The sequence below is a fragment of the Kineococcus sp. NBC_00420 genome (genome assembly GCF_036021035.1).
Classification (GTDB): Bacteria; Actinomycetota; Actinomycetes; order Actinomycetales; family Kineococcaceae; genus Kineococcus.
Map to the genome: position 1 here is coordinate 3,397,595 of NZ_CP107930.1, position 17,039 is coordinate 3,414,633.

Here is a 17,039-nt window from a genome sequence, read left to right on the forward strand (position 1 = left end):
GGAACCAGCGCTGCAGCCATCGCGGGACACGCCGACGGAACGGCACCGCACGTCGGCGAGCCGTCGGAAGGATGCAGCGCTGGTCCACGCCGCACCCCCGACACCCTCCGGCGACCAGCCGGGGCGCGTCCCCCGAGGGCAATGCGTGAGATCGCCTGCGAGGCAACCACGCTCGTCCCTAGGGTGAGGCCATGTCGTCCGCGGGAGCGGTGGACCCGCTGCTCCTACGCGCGTGGCAGGAGGTCGCCGAGGGAATCATGGTGCTCGACGCGGCCACGTGGCACGTCGAGCACGTCAACCGGGCCGGCGCCGCGTTCTTCGGCCGCACCCCCGAGGACCTGGTGGGCGCCCCGCTGCCCGTCGCCTTCCCCGACGAGGTCCGTGCCGCCTTCCACGACCAGCTGGCCGACCCCGAGGCCCCCGACTTCGTCGCCGGGACGGGGCCGCTGCCCGGGACCGACCGCTCCGTGGCCGTCCGGGCCCGGCGCCTGGGCGAGCACGTCCTCTGCTCCTTCCGCGACGTCACCCACGAACTCCGGCTGCAGGAGGAACGCGACCGGCTGACCGACTCGCTGCGCGGGTCCCTGGAACGCACGAGCGACCTGCTGCGCCTCTCCGAGGCCCTCACCGCGACGCGGACCGTCGCCGACGTCGCCGAGGTCGTCGTCGCGGCCACCGCCCAGGGCTTCGGCGCGGCCTACGCCGCGCTGTCCGTCGTCGACCACGAGCGCCGGCTGCTGCGCACCCCGTTCACCGGCGAGCTCGCCGTCGGCGCCGAGCAGGAGTGGCAGGACCTGCCGCTGGACGGACCCGGCCCCGGCACCCTCGCGATGCGCCAGGGCAGCCCGCGCTTCGACGACGCCACCAGCCTGCGGACGAACTTCCCCGAGCTGATGCACCGCTGGGAGGTCGCGAACGTCCGCTACCTCGCCACCGTCCCGCTCGTCGCGGCCGGCGTCACCGTCGGGCTGCTCACGATGGTCTGGCACGAGGACCTCGAACTGTCCGAGAACCAGCGCGCGATGCTCGTCTCGCTCGCCTCCTACTCCACCCAGGCCCTGCAACGGGCGCTGCTGCTGGCCGAACGCACCACCGCCGCCCGGACCCTGCAGACGTCGATGCTCACCACCGACCTGCCCCAGCGCGGCGGGCTGGAGCTCGTCGCCCGCTACGTCGCCGCGCACGCCGGGGACCAGGTCGGCGGCGACTGGTACGACGGCATCCTGCTGCCCGACGGGACGACGCTGCTGGTCATCGGCGACGTCAGCGGGCACGACGTCACCGCGGCCGCCGAGATGGGCCAGCTGCGCATCGCGCTTCGGGCGCTCGCCGTCGACCGCGACGACCCGCCCGCCCAGCTGCTCGATCGGCTCGAGTCCGTCGTGGACAACCTGCGCGGCGAGGCCATCCTCGCCAGCTGCCTCGTCGCCCGCGTCGAGCAGACCCCGCCGGCCCGGGCCGCGGGCGTGCGGACCCTGCGCTGGGCCAACGCCGGGCACCCCCCGCCGATCCTCGTCGCGGCCGACGGCGCGGCCCGCGTGCTGGACGCCGAACCGGACCTGCTCCTCGGGGTCGGGTCCGCACGACGCAGCGACCACGTCGTCGAGGTCCCGGCCGGGTCGACCCTGCTGCTCTACACCGACGGCCTCGTCGAGCGCCGCGACGACGACCTGGACTCGGGGATCGAGCGGTTGCGGGCCCGCGCGTCGGTGCTGGCGGGGCCGGACCTCGGGGCGGGTCTGGAGTCGCTGATCGCCGACGCGGGTGGGGCGGGGAGCGACGACGTCGCCCTGCTGGCCGTCCGGTTCCACGCCCAGGACTGACCTACGATCTTCCCCGTGAGCGAGGAGCAGGTCGAGCAGGACGAACAGGTCGAGCCGGTCGAGAAGGTGCCCGTCGAGTTCGAGGGACGCATCGGGGTCGTGCACCCGATCACCCGCTACCACACGCCCGTCCTGCACCGCCCCTGCGCGCCGGTGACGTCCTTCGACGACGACCTCGTGCAGCTCGTCGCCGACATGTTCGCCTCGATGGACGCCGCCGACGGTGTCGGGCTCGCCGCGAACCAGGTCGGCGTGGACGCGCGGGTCTTCGTCGTCGACTGCCCGGACGACGACACCGAGGAGACCGGCGAGAACGTCGTCGCCCACGTCGTGAACCCCGTCCTCGTGCTGCCCACCGGCCGCAAGCGCCGGCTCGACCTCGACAGCGAGGGCTGCCTGTCGGTGCCCGGCGAGTACGCCGACCTCGCCCGCCCCGACACCGCGAAGGTCACGGGGTTCGACGTCCACGGCGAGCCCGTGACGATCGTGGGGAGCGGGCTGCTGGCCCGCTGCCTGCAGCACGAGTCCGACCACCTCGACGGCGTCGTCTACGTCGACCGGCTGCCCGCCGGGGAACGCGCCGAGATCCTGCTCGCGGCCGGGCTGGACGCGCCGCGGTGATCGTCCTCGGCATCGAGTCCAGCTGCGACGAGACCGGGGTCGGGCTCGTCTCCGAGGGGGTCCTCCTGGGCGACGCGCTGTCCTCGAGCATGGACGCGCACGCCCGGTTCGGGGGGGTCGTCCCCGAGGTCGCGGCCCGCGCGCACCTCGAGGCGATCGTCCCGGTGCTGCACCAGGCCCTCGACGACGCGCAGCTGCAGCTCTCCGACGTCGACGCGATCGCGGTGACCGCCGGTCCGGGGCTGTCGACGGCCGTGCAGGTCGGGCTGGCCTCCGCGAAGGCGCTCGCGTTCGCGCTCGGGAAGCCGCTCTACGGGGTGCACCACCTCGCCGGTCACGCGGCCGTCGACGTCCTGGAGCACGGGCCGCTGCCCCCGAGGTGCGTGGCGCTCGTGGTGTCGGGGGGCCACACGTCGCTGCTGCTGCTCGGCGACCTCGGCCGCGACCCGATCGTGCACCTCGGCGACACCATCGACGACGCGGCGGGGGAGGCCTTCGACAAGGTCGCGAGGGTCCTCTCCCTCGGCTACCCCGGCGGCCCCTCGATCGACAAGGCCGCGCGGGACGGGGACCCGCGGGCGATCCAGTTCCCGCGGGCGCTGTCCCGTCCCTCCGACCCCACCTACGGGTTCTCCTTCTCCGGGGTGAAGACGGCCGTCGCGCGCTGGGTCGAGGCCCGCGTCGACGCCGGTGGCGAGGTCCCCGTCGCCGACGTCGCGGCCAGCTTCCAGGAGGCCGTCGCGGACGTCCTGACCCGCAAGGCCGTCGCCGCCTGCCGCGAGCACGGCGTCGACACGCTCCTCGTGGTGGGCGGGGTGGCGGCCAACACCCGCGTCCGCGCCCTGGCCGAGGAGCGGTGCGCCGCAGCCGGCATCGAGCTGCGGGTGCCGCCGATCCGGCTGTGCACGGACAACGGCGCGATGATCGCCGCGGTCGGGGACCTGCTGGTGCGCGCCGGCGCGCCGGCGTCCGGGCTGGACCTCGGGGCGGACCCGTCGGCGCCGCTGACGGGGGCCCTGCTCGCCGGTCCCTGGCGCTGACGGCACTTCCCTGTGAGCCCGTTCGTTCCGGGGTGAGGAAGCTCCTCGAACGAAAGGCGTAGGACCCGTGGCGATCGACTACTCGAAGAAGGCTCCCGAACCCGAGAAGCCCGCGGGTGGCGGGATCTCGCTCTCCAAGGTCACGCTGACCAAGTCCACGCCCAAGGTGTCGCTGTCGAAGTCCGGCGGGGCCGGCGGGACGCTGCGCGTGCACCTGGCCTGGAACGCGCGTCCCGCGGGCGCCGCGCCGGCCGCGAGCGGCGGCTTCTTCTCCAAGCTCAAGGCCGCCGCAGCGCCGCAGGGCGGGATCGACCTCGACATCGGCGCGCTCTACGAGTTCACCGACGGGTCCAAGGGCGTCGTCCAGGCCCTCGGCAACGCGTTCCGCGACCGCGGCGACGGCGACCCGATCGTCTGGCTCGACGGTGACGACCGCACCGGCGGCGGCGGCGAGAACCTCTTCGTCGACCTGCGCGCCGCCGCGAAGATCAAGCGGATCCTGGTGTTCGCGTTCATCTACGAGGGCGTCCCGAACTGGGCCGCCGCGGACGCCGTCGTGACGCTGCACCCCGTCAGCGGTCCCGAGGTCGAGGTCGGCCTCGACGAGCACGACGACAAGTCGCCCATGTGCGCCATCGCCCAGATCGTCTCCGACGGCCGCGAGATCACCGTGCAGCGCGAGGTCCGCTACGTGCAGGGCGGCCAGCAGGCCCTCGACGAGGCGTTCGGCTGGGGCATGAAGTGGCGGACCGGGCGCAAGTAGGCGCCCGCGAGGGGGATCGTTGCCTCCCCGGTCTCACTCAACGACACCGAGGAGGCAACGATCCCACCCCCGCCCGGCTCCCCGCCCGCCGCCGAGGGCCGTCCGGCCGGGGAGCAGGATGCGCAGCGTGCGCCCACCCCTGCCGCCCTTCACCCGTGAGACCGCTCTGCAGAAGGTCCAGGCCGCCGAGGACGCCTGGAACACCCGGGACCCGCTGAAGGTGTCCCTCGCCTACAGCGAGGACTCGGTCTGGCGGAACCGGGACACCTTCGTCACCGGACGCGTGGCGATCGTCGAGCTGCTGGCGGCCAAGTGGGCCCGGGAGCTCGACTACGCCCTGCGGAAGTCGCTGTGGGCGTTCACCGAGGACCGGATCGCGGTGCGCTTCCAGTACGAGTGCCGCGACCTCACGGGGCAGTGGTGGCGCAGCTACGGCAACGAGCTGTGGCACTTCGACGCGGAGGGCCTCATGACCCGCCGCGAGGCCAGCATCGACGACGTCCGGATCGCCGCGGAGGAACGGCGGATCCACGGCCCGCGTGCGGAGTCCGAGCGGGGGGTGGAGATTCCCCTGCAGTGACCGTCGCGACGTCGAACGGAAGAGGTGCTGTCGTGATCAGCAAGGACGAGGCCGGGCAGGTCGTCCGGCTCCAGAAGTTCCGCAAGGACCTCACCTGGGCCGGCATCGCGCAGGCGATCGGGAGGGACCCGGTCTGGACGGTGGCCGCGCTGCTGGGCCAGCACCCCGTCGACGCGACCTCCGCCGAGACGGTCGGGGCGCTGCTCGACCTGGCGCCGGAGGTCGTCGAGGCGCTGCGGATGCAGCCCTACCGCGGCTCCGGGCACCAGGAGATCCCCACCGACCCGACGCTCTACCGCCTCCACGAGGCCCTCGGGGTCTACGGACCGGCGCTCAAGGAGCTGATCCACGAGGAGTTCGGCGACGGTATCATGAGCGCCATCAACTTCACGGTCGACGTCTCCCGGCGCGCCGACCCCGGGGGCGACCGCGTCGTCATCACCCTCGACGGCAAGTTCCTCGACTACCAGTGGTGACCCCGCTGGGGACGGGTCGCGACGCGACGCCGGCGGGGGGTGACTAACCTCACCCGGGTACGCCGTGGAGAGCAGCCCGTCGAGGAGGACGACCCCGTGACCACCCCGCAGGAAACCGTGCCCACTGTCGCGCCGGACCCGGAGTTCGCCGCGAACGCCGTGGCTCAGGCCGACCTGTACGACCGGGCGGCCGCCGACCGCCTCGGCTTCTGGGGCGAGCTGGCCCGGGAGCACGTCACCTGGGACCGCGACTTCGAGCAGGTCCTCGACTGGTCCGAGGCGCCCTTCGCGAAGTGGTTCGTCGGGGGGACGCTGAACGTCGCCGTGAACTGCGTCGACCGCCACGTCACGGCCGGCCACGGTGACCGTGTCGCCATCCACTTCGAGGGCGAACCGGGCGACACCGCGACCGTCACCTACGCCCAGCTGCACGAGCAGGTCCAGCGCGCGGCGAACGTCCTCGCCGGGATGGGCGTCGAACGCGGTGACCGGGTCGCGATCTACCTGCCGATGCTCGTCGAGTCGATCGTCGCCATGCTCGCCTGCGCCCGCCTCGGGGCGGCGCACTCGGTGGTGTTCGGGGGTTTCTCCGCCGACGCGCTGAACTCCCGCATCACCGACGCCGAGGCGAAGGTCGTCATCACCTGCGACGGTTCCTACCGCCGCGGCAAACCGACCACGCTCAAACCCGCCGTCGACGCCGCCCTGGCCAAGGGTGCCCCGAGCGTCACCCACGTCCTCGTCGTGCGGCGCAACGGCGAGGCCGTCGACTGGACCGAGGGTCGCGACGTCTGGTGGCACGAGGCGCTGGAAGCCGCTGCGCCGCATCACGAAGCGGAGAGCTTCGACGCGGAGAACCCGCTGTTCGTCCTCTACACCTCCGGCACCACCGGGAAACCCAAGGGCATCCTGCACACCTCCGGCGGGTACCTCGTCCAGACCGCGTACTCGACGAAGAACGTCTTCGACGTGCAGCCCGAACGCGACGTCTACTGGTGCACCGCCGACATCGGCTGGGTCACCGGGCACAGCTACATCGTCTACGGCCCGCTGGCCAACGGCCTGACCCAGGTCGTCTACGAGGGCACCCCCGACACCCCCGACAAGGACCGGTGGTGGTCCATCGTCGAGAAGTACGGCGTCACCGTCCTCTACACCGCGCCGACGGCGATCCGCACCTGCATGAAGTGGGGCGAGGAGTACCCGCAGAGGCACGACCTGAGTTCGCTGCGGGTGCTGGGCAGCGTCGGGGAGAACATCAACCCGGAGGCCTGGAACTGGTACCGCCGGGTCATCGGTTCCGACCGGACCCCCATCGCCGACACCTGGTGGCAGACCGAGACGGGCGCGCACATGATCGCCCCGCTGCCCGGGGTCACCGCGCTCAAACCGGGTTCGGCGCAGATCCCGATCCCCGGGATCGTCGCGGAGGTCGTCGACGACGCGGGCGAACCCGTCGGGCACGGTCAGGCCGGCTACCTGGTCGTCACCGAACCGTGGCCGGCGATGCTGCGCGGGATCTGGGGCGACCCGCAACGCTTCAAGGACACCTACTGGGCCCGCTTCCCCGGGAAGTACTTCGCCGGCGACGGCGCCAAGCGCGACGAGGACGGCGACATCTGGCTGCTGGGCCGCGTCGACGACGTCATGAACGTGTCGGGGCACCGGCTCTCCACGGCCGAGATCGAGTCGGCCCTGGTCAGCCACCCCGACGTCGCCGAGGCCGCCGTCGTCGGCGCCACCGACGAGACGACCGGGCAGTCCGTCGTCGCCTTCGTCATCCTGCGCGGCGGGCACGAGCAGGGTCCCGACACCGTCGCGGACCTGCGCGACCACGTCGCGAAGGAGATCGGCCCCATCGCGAAGCCGAAGTCGATCATGGTCGTCGCGGAACTGCCCAAGACCCGGTCGGGCAAGATCATGCGCCGGCTGCTGCGCGACGTGGCCGAGCACCGCGCGCCCGGCGACGTCACGACGCTCACCGACTCCTCGGTGATGGACGCGATCTCGCAGGGGATGTCCGCGCCCGCCACGGACTGACACCCGATCCTCACCGCACCCCCGCGCCCGGGACGCCCCCGCAGCGCGGGGGTGCGGCACCCTCGGAGGGTGCGCTCACACCACCCCCGCCGCAGCACGGCCGCCCTCACCGGAACCGTCGTCGCGACCGGGGTGGTCGCCGCCGGGGCGGCGCTCGTCGGCGCCCCCGACCTCTTCGGCCTCGCCGGGCACCGCCCCTTCGTCTGGACCGTGCCGTTCCGGGTGCCGGTCGGGGCCGGGCTGGCCGGGGCGGCGGTCGTGGCGGGCGCGGTGGGGACGCGCTGGCGACGGGTGCTGCCCTCGGCCGCGGCGCTCGCGCTGGTCGCCGCCGGATCGGTGGGGACGACCCTCGCCCGGGGGACCGCGGCGGGGGAGCTGCCCGCGGCCCGCCCCGGGGACGTCACCGTGCTCGCGGCGAACGTCCTCAAGGCCCAGGCCGATCCCGCCGGGCTGGCCCGCCTCGCCGTCGACGGCGGCGCGGACGTCGTCTCGCTGCCCGAGTCGGACCAGGCCCTGGCCGACGACGTCGCCGCGCGCATCGGATCCGCCACCGGCACCCCGGTACAGGTCTTCTGGGCCCGCGACCTCGGCGGGGGCGGGTACGGGACGGCGCTGCTCGTCTCGCAGTCCCTCGGGCCGTACCGCACGACGGGGCAGCTGGCCGGCGGGGTCAAGGCCGTCGTCACCGCTGCACCCGTCTCGGGGGAGGGTCCGGTGCTGGCCGCGGCCCACACCGCCGCGCCCGTCCCGGACCTCCTCGGGGCCTGGGCGGTGGAGGTGAAGGCGGTCGCCGACTGGTGCGCGAACACCCCGGGTTCGATCCTGGCCGGTGACCTGAACGCCACCCTCGACCACCCCGGACTGCACCTGCGGGGGTCCTGCGTCGACGCCGGCGAGCAGACCGGCACGGGCGCGCGCGGGACGTGGCCCGCGAAGTACCCGGCGGCGGTCGGCGCCACGATCGACCACGCCCTCGCCGACGGGAACGCCTGGCGCGCCGTGGGTTCCAGCGTCCGGGACATCCCCGGCAGCGACCACCGCGCCCTGCTGTCCCGGTGGCGACCCGTCCGGTCGTCGTGACCGGACGCGGGCGCGCTGGGCCGTCCGGGGGAACCTTCGAACTCACAGGTTTGGGTTGCGCGGAACTCCCGCGCGCGGAGGTCGGGAGCCGTAGTGTCGGTCAGGTCGTCGCTCGTCCCCCCTGTACGAGAGCGACCTTGGCGTCGCCGTCGGTCCCCCCGCCGACGGCGACGCGCTCCCCCTCCCGTGCACGCGCCGCGACGAACTCCTAGGGTTCTCCCCGGCGCACCGTCATTCGCGCGGTGCGCGCAGCCTGGGCCTAGGAGGACTCGATGACCACCCTGAACGACCGTCCCGTCGGTGCGCCCGAACGCACGATCGGTCAGCTCGTGGCCGACGCGACCAAGGACATGAGCGAGCTCGTCCGCTACGAGATCGCGCTGGCCAAGGCCGAGATCACCACCGACGTGAAGAACGGCGCCATCGGCGGCGGGCTCTTCGGGGTCGCCGCGCTCTTCGGCTTCGTCGCCTTCGTGTTCCTCGGCATCACCGTCGCGTTCGCGCTGCACGAGGGGGCCGGCTGGTCGATCTGGCTGAGCTTCCTGGTCGTCGCCGCGGCCATGCTCGTCGTCGCGGGCCTCGCCGCGGCCATCGGGTTCGGCCGCATCAAGCAGGTCAAGCCCCCGGAGCGCACGATCCGCACGACGAAGGACAGCATCGCCGCGATCAAGGCCGCCGCCACCGGCAAGCCCGTCGCCAAGACCATCACCGGTGGCCCGGGCTCGCGCAGCCTCGGGCACTGACCCCCGGGCCGAGGCGTGGGCGTCCGCTCGACCGACGTCTCGGCCGTCCTGGTCGAAGGACCGTGGCGGCACCGGTTGGTGGCCGCCCACGGTGCGCGGTTCCACGTCGCCGAGCTCGGTGAGGGACCGCTCGTCCTGCTGCTCCACGACTTCCCGCAGTTCTGGTGGGCGTGGCGCGCCCAGCTCACGGCCCTCGCGGCGGCGGGGTACCGCGCGGTGGCGATGGACCTGCGCGGCTACGGCGCCTCCGACAAACCTCCCCGCGGCTACGACACGCCCACCTCGGCCGCCGACGTCGCGGCCGTGGTGCGGGCCCTGGGGGAGCGCGACGCCGTCGTCGTGGGCCACGGCGTCTCGGGCCGCACGGCGTGGGCCCTGCCCTCGCTGCACCCCGAGCAGGTCCGCGGGATCGTCGTCGTGGGGGCCGCGCACCCGCTGCTGTCCCGCCACGTCCTGCTCGAGCGTCTCGGTGAGGGCGCCGGGCTCGCCACCACCCGGACCGCCTTCGCCCGCCAGTTGCCCGCCCTGCCCGAACGTCGCCTGCTGAGCGGCGACGGGGTCGAGCGGGTCCTGCGCGAACGCTCCGGCCCCGGCTGGCCGTCCGCCGCCGACGTCGAGCGCTACCGCGACGCGATCCGCGTGCCGTTCGTGGCCCACTCCGCGCTGGAGTACCACCGCTGGATCGCCCGTTCCGCCGTCCGCGCCGACGGCCGCCGCTTCGCGGCCGCCCTGCGCGACGGCGTCGAGGTCCCCGTCCTGCAGGTGCGCGGCGCGCTCGACCCCACGGTGTCCGCGGGGGCCCTGGACGCGGCCGCCCGCTTCGCCCACGGCCCGCACCGGGTGGTCGAGGTGCCCGACGTCGGGCACTACCTCCCCGAGGAGTCCCCCGAGCGGACGACGACGCTGCTCACCGGCTGGCTCGCGCGCTGGTGAGCGGCCCGGCAGCATCGCCGTCGTGACCTTCCACACGGGCAACGCCGACCTCGACGGCGCCGACGACGGCGGCTGGTTCTTCGGGAGCTTCATGGCCGGGCGGGTCCCCGCGCTGGCCAGCGAGCACGTCGAGGTGAAGTGGGCCCGGATGGCGGCCGGGTCGCGGGACGAGGAGTGGACCGCGCCGGAGGCGGAGACGTCCCTGTGCGTGCTCGTCGCCGGGTGGCAGCGGCTGCGCTTCCGGGAGGGTGAGGCCGTCCTGGCCACGCCGGGCGACTACGTGATCTGGTTCCCCGGCGAGGAGCACACCTGGGAGACCTCCCCGGTGGAGGAGACCACGACCCTCACGATCCGGTGGCCCTCGCGGGCCGGGTGACCGCTCACCCCAGTGCGCCCACGACCGTCAGCACCGCCCCGGCCAGACGCACCGCGTCGGCCCGCCGCAGCCGGGTGAGCAGGGCCGGTCGGGGTCCCTCCCGGCCGAGCCGGGAGTGCGTGGGGGCGGCCGCGACCGCGGTGGCCACCCCGCTCAGGACGGTCCCCGCGAGGGCGACCCACAGGTGCGGGGAGGACGGCACCGAGACCGCGACCCAGACCCACGCGGCCAGCACGCAACCGTAGACCACGGCCACCACGGGCGTGATCCGGCGGGAGTGGGCGGTGTGCGCGGCGGGGAAGTCCCGCGGCGGGGTCGCGGCGAGGGCCGGGTAGACGACGGCCGTGACCACCAGCTGGAACCCGAGGTGCAGGGTCGCGGCGGCGAGCAGGGCCCCGGGGGCGTCCACGGCGATCACTCGGCCGTGCAGGAGCCGGTGGAGACCTCCGCGGTCCGGGAGCCGGCCTCGGCGAGGACCCGGTCGAGCTCCGTGGGGGTCAGCGCGTACCCGGTCTGCTCGTCGTCGAGGGACTTGGCGAAGACCACGCCCACGACCCGCCCGTCCGCGCTCAGCAGCGGCCCGCCGGAGTTCCCGGGCCGGACGGTGGAGTACACCGAGTAGACCTCGCGGACGACGTCGGTGGTGTCGTAGATGTCGCGGCCCTGGGCCTGCAGGACCTCGCGGACCCGCCCGGGCTGCACGTCGTAGCCGCCGTCGAGGGGGAAGCCCGCCACGAGTGCCGTGTCACCCCGGGTGAGCTCGTCGGCGCGGGGCAGGGCCGCGGCGTCGAGGCCGGGGACGTCGAGGACGGCGAGGTCGAGCCCGGGGTCGTAGGCGACGACGCTCGCCGGGTACTGCCGGCCCACGCCACCGGGCTGGACGAGGGGATCGCTGACCCCCGCGACGACGTGGGCGTTGGTGACGACCCGCGCCGAGTCCCCGACCCGGTCGACCACGAAACCGCTGCCTTCCAGCCCGCGCCGGCACGTCGTCGCCACCCCGGTGACCTTCACGACGCTGCCCGCGGCCGCCTGCAGCCCCTCGGTGCCGGGGAGGGGGTCGGGGGCGGCGATGGGCGTGATCGGCTCCGCGTCGAGACCGGTGAAGACCCGCGGGAACCCGTTGGCCTGGGCCGCGGCCCAGAACGTCGAGAGCAGGCTGCCGGTGCTCACGGGCACGACGCCGTCGAGGGCCCCGACGACCCGCGACCCGGTCACGGCCTGCACCACCCGGGGCAGCGGAGCCGTCCGCGCCGCCCCCGCCACGACCCAGACCACCAGCAGCGTCGCGACGAGGCCCGCGACCGCGCCGAGCACGGCGTCGGCGAAGCGCGCCGGTCGCCAGCGGACGTGGGAGCGCAACCGGGCCCCGACGAAGCTCAGGACGAGACGGCCCAGCACGGCCAGCACCAGCGTCCCGAGCACCACCACGAGCGTGCGGCGCACCCCCGGCGTCCAGCCGGCGACGAGGTGCGGCAACCACGCGACCCCGACGGCCGCGCCACCGACCAGACCGACGAGACCCGCCAGCCCGATGAGCAACCCCTCCCGGTACCCGGCGACGACCTGGACCAGCACCAGCACCAGCAGGGCGACGTCGAGGACGTCCGACGACGTCACGCGCGGGCTCCGGCGCGGTCCAGGGCCTGCTGCAGCGTCAGCGCGGAACCCCCGCCCGCCTCACCGGCGGGACGGTCGAGGCCGCCGAAGGCCAGGACCCGGACGAGGACCTCGGCCGTGAAACCCCAGACCAGCAGCCCGCGGACGGCGAACGCGGGCCCGACGTAGCCGCCCGGGCCGCGCAGGGTGAGCCGGGCGTCGTCGGCGAGCAGCTCCGACAGCGGGACGCGTTCCACCCGGGCCACCTCCTCGGGGTCGACCGGGCCGACCGGGGCGGGCTCGCGCCAGTGCGCGATCACCGGGGTCACCTCGTGACCGGAGTGGGCCAGCAGCAACGGCGGCAGCGCGCCCAGGACCTCGACCCCCGCGGGGTCCAGTCCCGTCTCCTCCTCGGCCTCGCGCAGCGCGGTGGCCGCGGCGTCGGCGTCGCCCGGGTCGCTGCGGCCCCCGGGGAAGGCGACCTGACCGGAGTGCTGGCGCAACGTCCCGGCGCGTTCGGTGAGCAGGACCTCCGGGCCGGCCGGGCCGTCGGCGAGCAGGACGAGGACGGCGGCCGGACGCCCGGTCCCGGTGCGGTCCACGCGCCAGTCCAGGTCGGCCACGGTGAGGGTCGGGAGCCGGGTGGCGAGCGGTTCCAGCCAGTCGGGGATCACGCCGTCGCCGCCACGGCGACACCCGGGGGGCCCTGCTTCACGAGCTTCGCCGCCCGCACCGGGTCGTTCTCACCGATCCCCGCGGACGGGCAGAGCCGGGCGACCGGGCACGCGCCGCACGCGGGCCGGCGGCTGTGACACGTCCGGCGGCCGTGGAAGATCATCCGGTGGTTGAACATCGTCCAGTCCGTGCGCGGGATGAGCCCGGCCAGGTCGGTCTCGACCTTCACCGGGTCCTCGTGGGTGGTGAACCCGAGTCGGCGCGACAACCGTCCGACGTGGGTGTCGACGGTCAGGCCGGGGACGCCGAACGCGTCGCCCAGGACGACGTTGGCCGTCTTGCGCCCGACCCCCGCGAGCTTCACCAGGTCGGCCTGGCGCGGGGGGACCTCCCCGCCGTGCTCGGCGACGAGCTGGGCCGACATCTTCAGCAGCGCGTCGGACTTGGCCCGGAAGAACCCGGTCGGCTGGATCAGGCCCTCGAGCTCGGAGCGCTCGGCCGCGGCCAGGTCGGTGGCGCTCGGGTAGCGGGCGAACAGCGCCGGCGTGACCTGGTTGACCCGGGCGTCGGTGCACTGCGCCGAGAGGATCGTCGCGACCAGCAGTTCGAACGGGCTGGTGAAGTCGAGCTCGCAGTGCGCGTCGGGGTAGCGCAGCGCCAGCGCCCGGTGGACCCGGCGGGCTCGTCGGGTCCGGGCCAGCTCGGTCTCCACCCTTGGACCCTACGTCGGAGGGGCCGGGTGATCACCCGTCCGTCCCGGCCGGGGCACGAGTTCTGCACACCCTCCACGGGTGACCTCCGGAAACCGTTGCCCCGTGCCACAGGTGCGGTCGGGTGACGGGAGACGACCGGGAGGGTGACACCCCGTCAAGCGCTCCCGGGAGGGAGACGACATCCCTGGCATGCAGCACGACGGCGAACCCGACCGCACCTCCGAGATCGACCTGCTGGAGGCCTACCTCCGACCCGTCCTGAGCGGTGTCCTGGAGGACGCCGACGCGCTGCGCTGCCGCAACGCGGTCCGCGTCGAGCTCGCGGAGCTGCCGCTGCCCGCGCTGCGCCGCCGACGCGGGCTGCTGCAGGAGGAGCTGCGCCGCGTCCAGCACTGGAGCCGGCTCGTGCGGGCCCGCCTCGACCTGCTCGTCGCCTCGGCCTGCGGCCCGGAGGAGCTGCACGTGCCGCTCGAGGCCGCCGCGCACGGCGGCCCCCTCGACCAGCTGCTCTCCGGCACCACCGCGGGGGACACCCTGCTGCCCGACGTCACCGGCGCCCACGCTCTCGACCCGGCCCACGGCCTGCGCGGACTCCTCGTCCTCGAACGCCCGCTCGGAGCGCCCGGGCTGAACGAGCAGCTGCAGGAACTGTCCTTCGCCCAGCAGCGCCTCGCCGACTACGACACGGCCCTCCTGGCCGAACTGGCCGTGGCGACCGACGTCCTCGCGGAACGTGCCCGCGCGCTGTTCCACCGTTCCGGCTCCTAGTTCCGGCGCTTAGTTCCGGTACCTACGGTCGCTCCCCACCGCTCCCTCGCCAGGATCGTGCGGCAGACTGTCGGAAGGCCGTGTCGAGGTGACGCGCGTCACGACAGCAGAGGAGGTCGGTCGGTGGACTACGGGCAGATCGACGGCGCCCCGGGTGCCGACCGTCTCGACGAACGCCTCGGCGACCGCCCCGGCGACGTCGTCCGTCGCGCCCCGCTGTTCGCCGCCCTCGACGACGAGGCCGCGGGCGAACTGCTGGAGACGATGGAGGCCGTCCACCTCGACCGGGGTGAGCAGCTCTTCGGCGAGGGCGAGCCGGGGGAGCGCGTCTACGTCGTGCGCACCGGCAAGATCAAGCTCGTCCGCAGCTGGCCCGACGGCCGGGAGAACCTCCTCGCCGTCCTGGGCCCCGGCGAGATGTTCGGCGAGCTCTCCCTCTTCGACCCCGGACCCCGCACCTCCTCGGCGCGCGCCGTGTCCGAGTCCGAGCTCATCGCTCTCGGCCACGACGACATGATGCGCTGGCTCGCCCGGCGTCCCGAGGTCGCCAAGCACCTGCTGCAGGCGCTGGCCCAGCGCTTGCGCCGCACCAACGTGACCCTGGCCGACCTCGTCTTCACCGACGTCCCCGGCCGCGTCGCGAAGGCCCTGCTCGACCTCTCCCGCCGCTTCGGCCGGCCCATCGCCGACGGTCAGCTCGTCGCCCACGACCTGACCCAGGAGGAACTCGCGCAGCTCGTCGGCGCGTCGCGGGAGACGGTGAACAAGGCGCTCGCCGACTTTGCCTCCCGCGGGTGGCTGCGGCTGGAAGCGCGGGCCGTCGTGCTGCACGACATCGAGCGACTGGCCCGTCGCGCCCGCTGACCCGTCGCGTCCCTCCGACGCGTTGCGCCCCCGGATCGCGCGGAAACAACACTTTCCGCCCTCGTAGAGGCTCCTCCGGGGCGGAAAGTGTTGTTTCCGCGCGCTAGGGGAGTCGCAGGTGGGTGAGCTGGGCGCGGATCGAGAGCACGGCAGCGCGGGCGAGGGGGCCGGCGAGCTCGCCGTGCACGGCGAGGGTGACCTCCTCCGGCGTTGAGGCTCCCGCGGCGACGGCGGCGCGGACCTGCTCCAGCCGCTCGAGCCGGTGCGCCAACTGCGTCTCCAGAGCGGCGTGGGCGTCCGGGCGGGCGGGGCCGTGGCCGGGGAGGACGACGGTCGCGTCCAGGTCGATCAGCGTCCGCAGTGACGTCAGGTAGGCACCGAGGTCGCCGTCGTCGGCGATGACCGTGCTGCCGCGGCCGAGCAGGGTGTCGCCGGTCAGGAGCTCGCCGCTCTCCAGCAGCACGCTGATCGAGTCGGCGGTGTGGCCGGGAGTCGCGAGGACCGTGAGCGACAGCCCCGCGACCACGTGCTCACCCGCGGTCCGTACGACGGGGGCGGGGTGGTCGGCGACGAACGCGGCGAGCCCGCCGACGTGGTCGAGGTGGTGGTGGGTGGCGACGACGAGCGCCACGGCCCGTCCCGCCAGGGCCTGCGTGATCGCGGCCCGGTGGCCGGGGTCGTCCTCGCCCGGGTCCACGACGACGACGTCGGAGGAGCCGGGGGCGGCCAGCAGCCAGGTGTTCGTCCCGTCCAGCGTCATCGGCCCGGGGTTGGGCTCCAGGACGCAGGTGGCCCGGTCGGTGACCGGACCACCTGTCCAGGGGCCGGGAGGGGTCACGTCAGGAACGGACCCGCACGACGATCTCGACCTCGACGGGGGAGTCGAGCGGCAGCACGGCCACCCCGACGGCGCTGCGGGCGTGCTGGCCGGCGTCGCCGAAGACCTCGCGGAGCAGGTCGGACGCACCGTTGATCACGCCGGGCTGACCGGTGAAGGACGGGTCGCTGGCGACGAAGCCCACGACCTTGACGACCTGCACGATGTCGTCGACCGACCCGATGACGCTCGCGGCGGCCGCGATGGCGTTGAGCGCGCACGTCGCGGCGAGCTGCTGGGCGGTGTCCGCGTCGACGCTCCCGCCGACCTTGCCGGTCACGGCGAGCTTCCCGTCCACGAACGGCAGCTGACCGGAGGTGAAGACGAGGTCGCCGTCACGGACGGCGGGCACGTAGGAGGCGACGGGCGCGGCGACGGGCGGCAACGTCAGGCCGAGTTCGGCCAGCCGTTCCGTCGTGCTCACGCGTCGGCGCCCATCGGGCGCTTGAGGTAGGCGACCAGGCCGTTGCCACCGGGTCCGGTGAGGACCGTCACGAGCTCCCAGCCGTCGGCGCCCCACTGGTCGAGGATCTGCTTCGTCGCGTGGACGATCAGCGGGATGGTGGCGTACTCCCATGTCTTCATGGGCGCCAACCTAGTGGGCCCCCGGTCCCGAGGGACCGGGGGCGCTCACGGGTGGCGGCGACGCGCTCGAACGCCGCGTGCTCAGACGGCGGCGGGGACCCCGACGAGCGAGATCTCGGGCACCGCGGTGCCCGACCCGGTGACCTCGGCCCCGTCGATGCCCAGGGCCGCGTCCCGCGCGGTCTCGAGCAGACGGCGCCACGACTGCACGTTCGGGCGGCGCTTGAGCAGCGCACGCCGTTCACGTTCGGTCATGCCGCCCCAGACCCCGAACTCGATGCGGCTGTCCAGCGCATCGGCCAGGCACTCGGTGCGCACGGGGCACCCCCCGCAGATCTGCTTGGCGCGGTTCTGCGCCGAGCCCTGCACGAACAGCTCGTCGGCTTCGGTGGCCTTGCAGGCCCCGCGACTAGCCCATTCCAACGTCCACGCCATGACGGCCCCTCCCGTCGACGCCCCCCCCGGTCCGGTGCTCTGCGAGCA

21 protein-coding genes are annotated in these 17,039 nt (G+C 74.2%); 13 read left to right on the forward strand and 8 right to left on the reverse strand.

Annotation, left to right across the window (positions count from 1 at the left end; genetic code table 11):
- Positions 1–191: 191 nt before the first annotated feature.
- The 11 genes from OG218_RS16705 (at position 192) to OG218_RS16755 (ending at position 10,475) form a co-directional block, all read left to right on the forward strand.
- On the forward strand, positions 192–1,823 hold the full coding sequence (locus OG218_RS16705; RefSeq protein WP_328294365.1) for a SpoIIE family protein phosphatase: 1,632 nt from the start codon (positions 192–194) through the stop codon (positions 1,821–1,823).
- Positions 1,824–1,838: 15 nt separating this feature from the next.
- Positions 1,839–2,444, forward strand: coding sequence for a peptide deformylase (gene def / locus OG218_RS16710; protein WP_328294366.1), 606 nt, complete (start codon positions 1,839–1,841; stop codon positions 2,442–2,444).
- Positions 2,441–3,484, forward strand: a complete 1,044-nt coding sequence (gene tsaD / locus OG218_RS16715; RefSeq protein WP_328294367.1) for a tRNA (adenosine(37)-N6)-threonylcarbamoyltransferase complex transferase subunit TsaD — start codon at positions 2,441–2,443, stop codon at positions 3,482–3,484. The genes def and tsaD overlap by 4 nt, the downstream gene beginning before the upstream one ends.
- A 67-nt stretch (positions 3,485–3,551) precedes the next feature.
- The gene (locus OG218_RS16720; protein ID WP_328294368.1) at positions 3,552–4,247 is read left to right on the forward strand and encodes a tellurium resistance protein; all 696 of its coding nucleotides are present in this window, start codon (positions 3,552–3,554) and stop codon (positions 4,245–4,247) included.
- Between the two features lie 118 nt (positions 4,248–4,365).
- Positions 4,366–4,827, forward strand: coding sequence for a nuclear transport factor 2 family protein (locus OG218_RS16725; protein WP_328294369.1), 462 nt, complete (start codon positions 4,366–4,368; stop codon positions 4,825–4,827).
- A 35-nt stretch (positions 4,828–4,862) separates the two neighbouring features.
- Complete coding sequence (gene cynS / locus OG218_RS16730; RefSeq protein ID WP_380162258.1) at positions 4,863–5,303, forward strand: cyanase; 441 nt, start codon at positions 4,863–4,865, stop codon at positions 5,301–5,303.
- Positions 5,304–5,399: 96 nt separating this feature from the next.
- Entirely contained in the window at positions 5,400–7,343 is a 1,944-nt protein-coding gene (acs, locus tag OG218_RS16735; RefSeq protein ID WP_328294371.1) for an acetate--CoA ligase, read from the forward strand.
- A 69-nt stretch (positions 7,344–7,412) separates the two neighbouring features.
- On the forward strand, positions 7,413–8,423 hold the full coding sequence (locus OG218_RS16740; RefSeq protein WP_328294372.1) for an endonuclease/exonuclease/phosphatase family protein: 1,011 nt from the start codon (positions 7,413–7,415) through the stop codon (positions 8,421–8,423).
- 272 nt (positions 8,424–8,695) lie between these two features.
- Complete coding sequence (locus OG218_RS16745; RefSeq protein ID WP_328294373.1) at positions 8,696–9,166, forward strand: phage holin family protein; 471 nt, start codon at positions 8,696–8,698, stop codon at positions 9,164–9,166.
- Positions 9,167–9,181: 15 nt separating this feature from the next.
- Complete coding sequence (locus tag OG218_RS16750) at positions 9,182–10,099, forward strand: alpha/beta fold hydrolase (RefSeq protein WP_328294374.1); 918 nt, start codon at positions 9,182–9,184, stop codon at positions 10,097–10,099.
- Positions 10,100–10,121: 22 nt separating this feature from the next.
- Complete coding sequence (locus OG218_RS16755; protein ID WP_328294375.1) at positions 10,122–10,475, forward strand: hypothetical protein; 354 nt, start codon at positions 10,122–10,124, stop codon at positions 10,473–10,475.
- A 4-nt stretch (positions 10,476–10,479) separates the two neighbouring features.
- Here OG218_RS16755 and OG218_RS16760 read toward each other — a convergent pair whose 3' ends face one another.
- From OG218_RS16760 to nth, 4 genes are read right to left on the reverse strand one after another with little or no spacing between them, the layout of a single operon-like run.
- Positions 10,480–10,884 (reverse strand): hypothetical protein, encoded by a 405-nt coding sequence (locus tag OG218_RS16760; protein ID WP_328294376.1) that lies wholly within the window; start codon positions 10,882–10,884, stop codon positions 10,480–10,482.
- A gap of 5 nt (positions 10,885–10,889) precedes the next feature.
- Positions 10,890–12,095 carry a MarP family serine protease gene (locus tag OG218_RS16765; protein WP_328294377.1) on the reverse strand — a complete coding sequence of 402 codons (1,206 nt, stop codon included), beginning with the start codon at positions 12,093–12,095 and terminating at the stop codon, positions 10,890–10,892.
- The gene (locus OG218_RS16770) at positions 12,092–12,748 is read right to left on the reverse strand and encodes an NUDIX hydrolase (RefSeq protein WP_328294378.1); all 657 of its coding nucleotides are present in this window, start codon (positions 12,746–12,748) and stop codon (positions 12,092–12,094) included. Before OG218_RS16770 ends, OG218_RS16765 begins: the two co-directional genes overlap by 4 nt.
- The gene (gene nth / locus OG218_RS16775) at positions 12,745–13,461 is read right to left on the reverse strand and encodes an endonuclease III (protein WP_328294379.1); all 717 of its coding nucleotides are present in this window, start codon (positions 13,459–13,461) and stop codon (positions 12,745–12,747) included. Before nth ends, OG218_RS16770 begins: the two co-directional genes overlap by 4 nt.
- 190 nt (positions 13,462–13,651) lie before the next feature.
- Between nth and OG218_RS16780 the strand changes: the two genes are divergently transcribed.
- Both OG218_RS16780 and OG218_RS16785 read left to right on the forward strand, forming a co-directional pair.
- A complete protein-coding gene (locus OG218_RS16780; RefSeq protein ID WP_328294380.1) occupies positions 13,652–14,230 on the forward strand; it encodes a hypothetical protein in 579 nt (192 codons plus the stop codon).
- Between the two features lie 138 nt (positions 14,231–14,368).
- Positions 14,369–15,094 (forward strand): Crp/Fnr family transcriptional regulator, encoded by a 726-nt coding sequence (locus OG218_RS16785; protein ID WP_328296251.1) that lies wholly within the window; start codon positions 14,369–14,371, stop codon positions 15,092–15,094.
- A 103-nt stretch (positions 15,095–15,197) separates the two neighbouring features.
- On the opposite strand, the gene OG218_RS16790 is transcribed toward OG218_RS16785, so the two are convergent.
- From OG218_RS16790 to OG218_RS16805, 4 genes are all read right to left on the reverse strand, one after another.
- On the reverse strand, positions 15,198–15,932 hold the full coding sequence (locus tag OG218_RS16790) for an MBL fold metallo-hydrolase (RefSeq protein WP_328294381.1): 735 nt from the start codon (positions 15,930–15,932) through the stop codon (positions 15,198–15,200).
- 1 nt (position 15,933) lies between these two features.
- On the reverse strand, positions 15,934–16,395 hold the full coding sequence (locus OG218_RS16795) for a RidA family protein (RefSeq protein WP_328294382.1): 462 nt from the start codon (positions 16,393–16,395) through the stop codon (positions 15,934–15,936).
- Entirely contained in the window at positions 16,392–16,556 is a 165-nt protein-coding gene (locus OG218_RS16800; protein WP_328294383.1) for a hypothetical protein, read from the reverse strand. The genes OG218_RS16795 and OG218_RS16800 overlap by 4 nt, the downstream gene beginning before the upstream one ends.
- Before the next feature lie 81 nt (positions 16,557–16,637).
- Positions 16,638–16,991 carry a WhiB family transcriptional regulator gene (locus OG218_RS16805; protein WP_328294384.1) on the reverse strand — a complete coding sequence of 118 codons (354 nt, stop codon included), beginning with the start codon at positions 16,989–16,991 and terminating at the stop codon, positions 16,638–16,640.
- Positions 16,992–17,039: the final 48 nt, after the last annotated feature.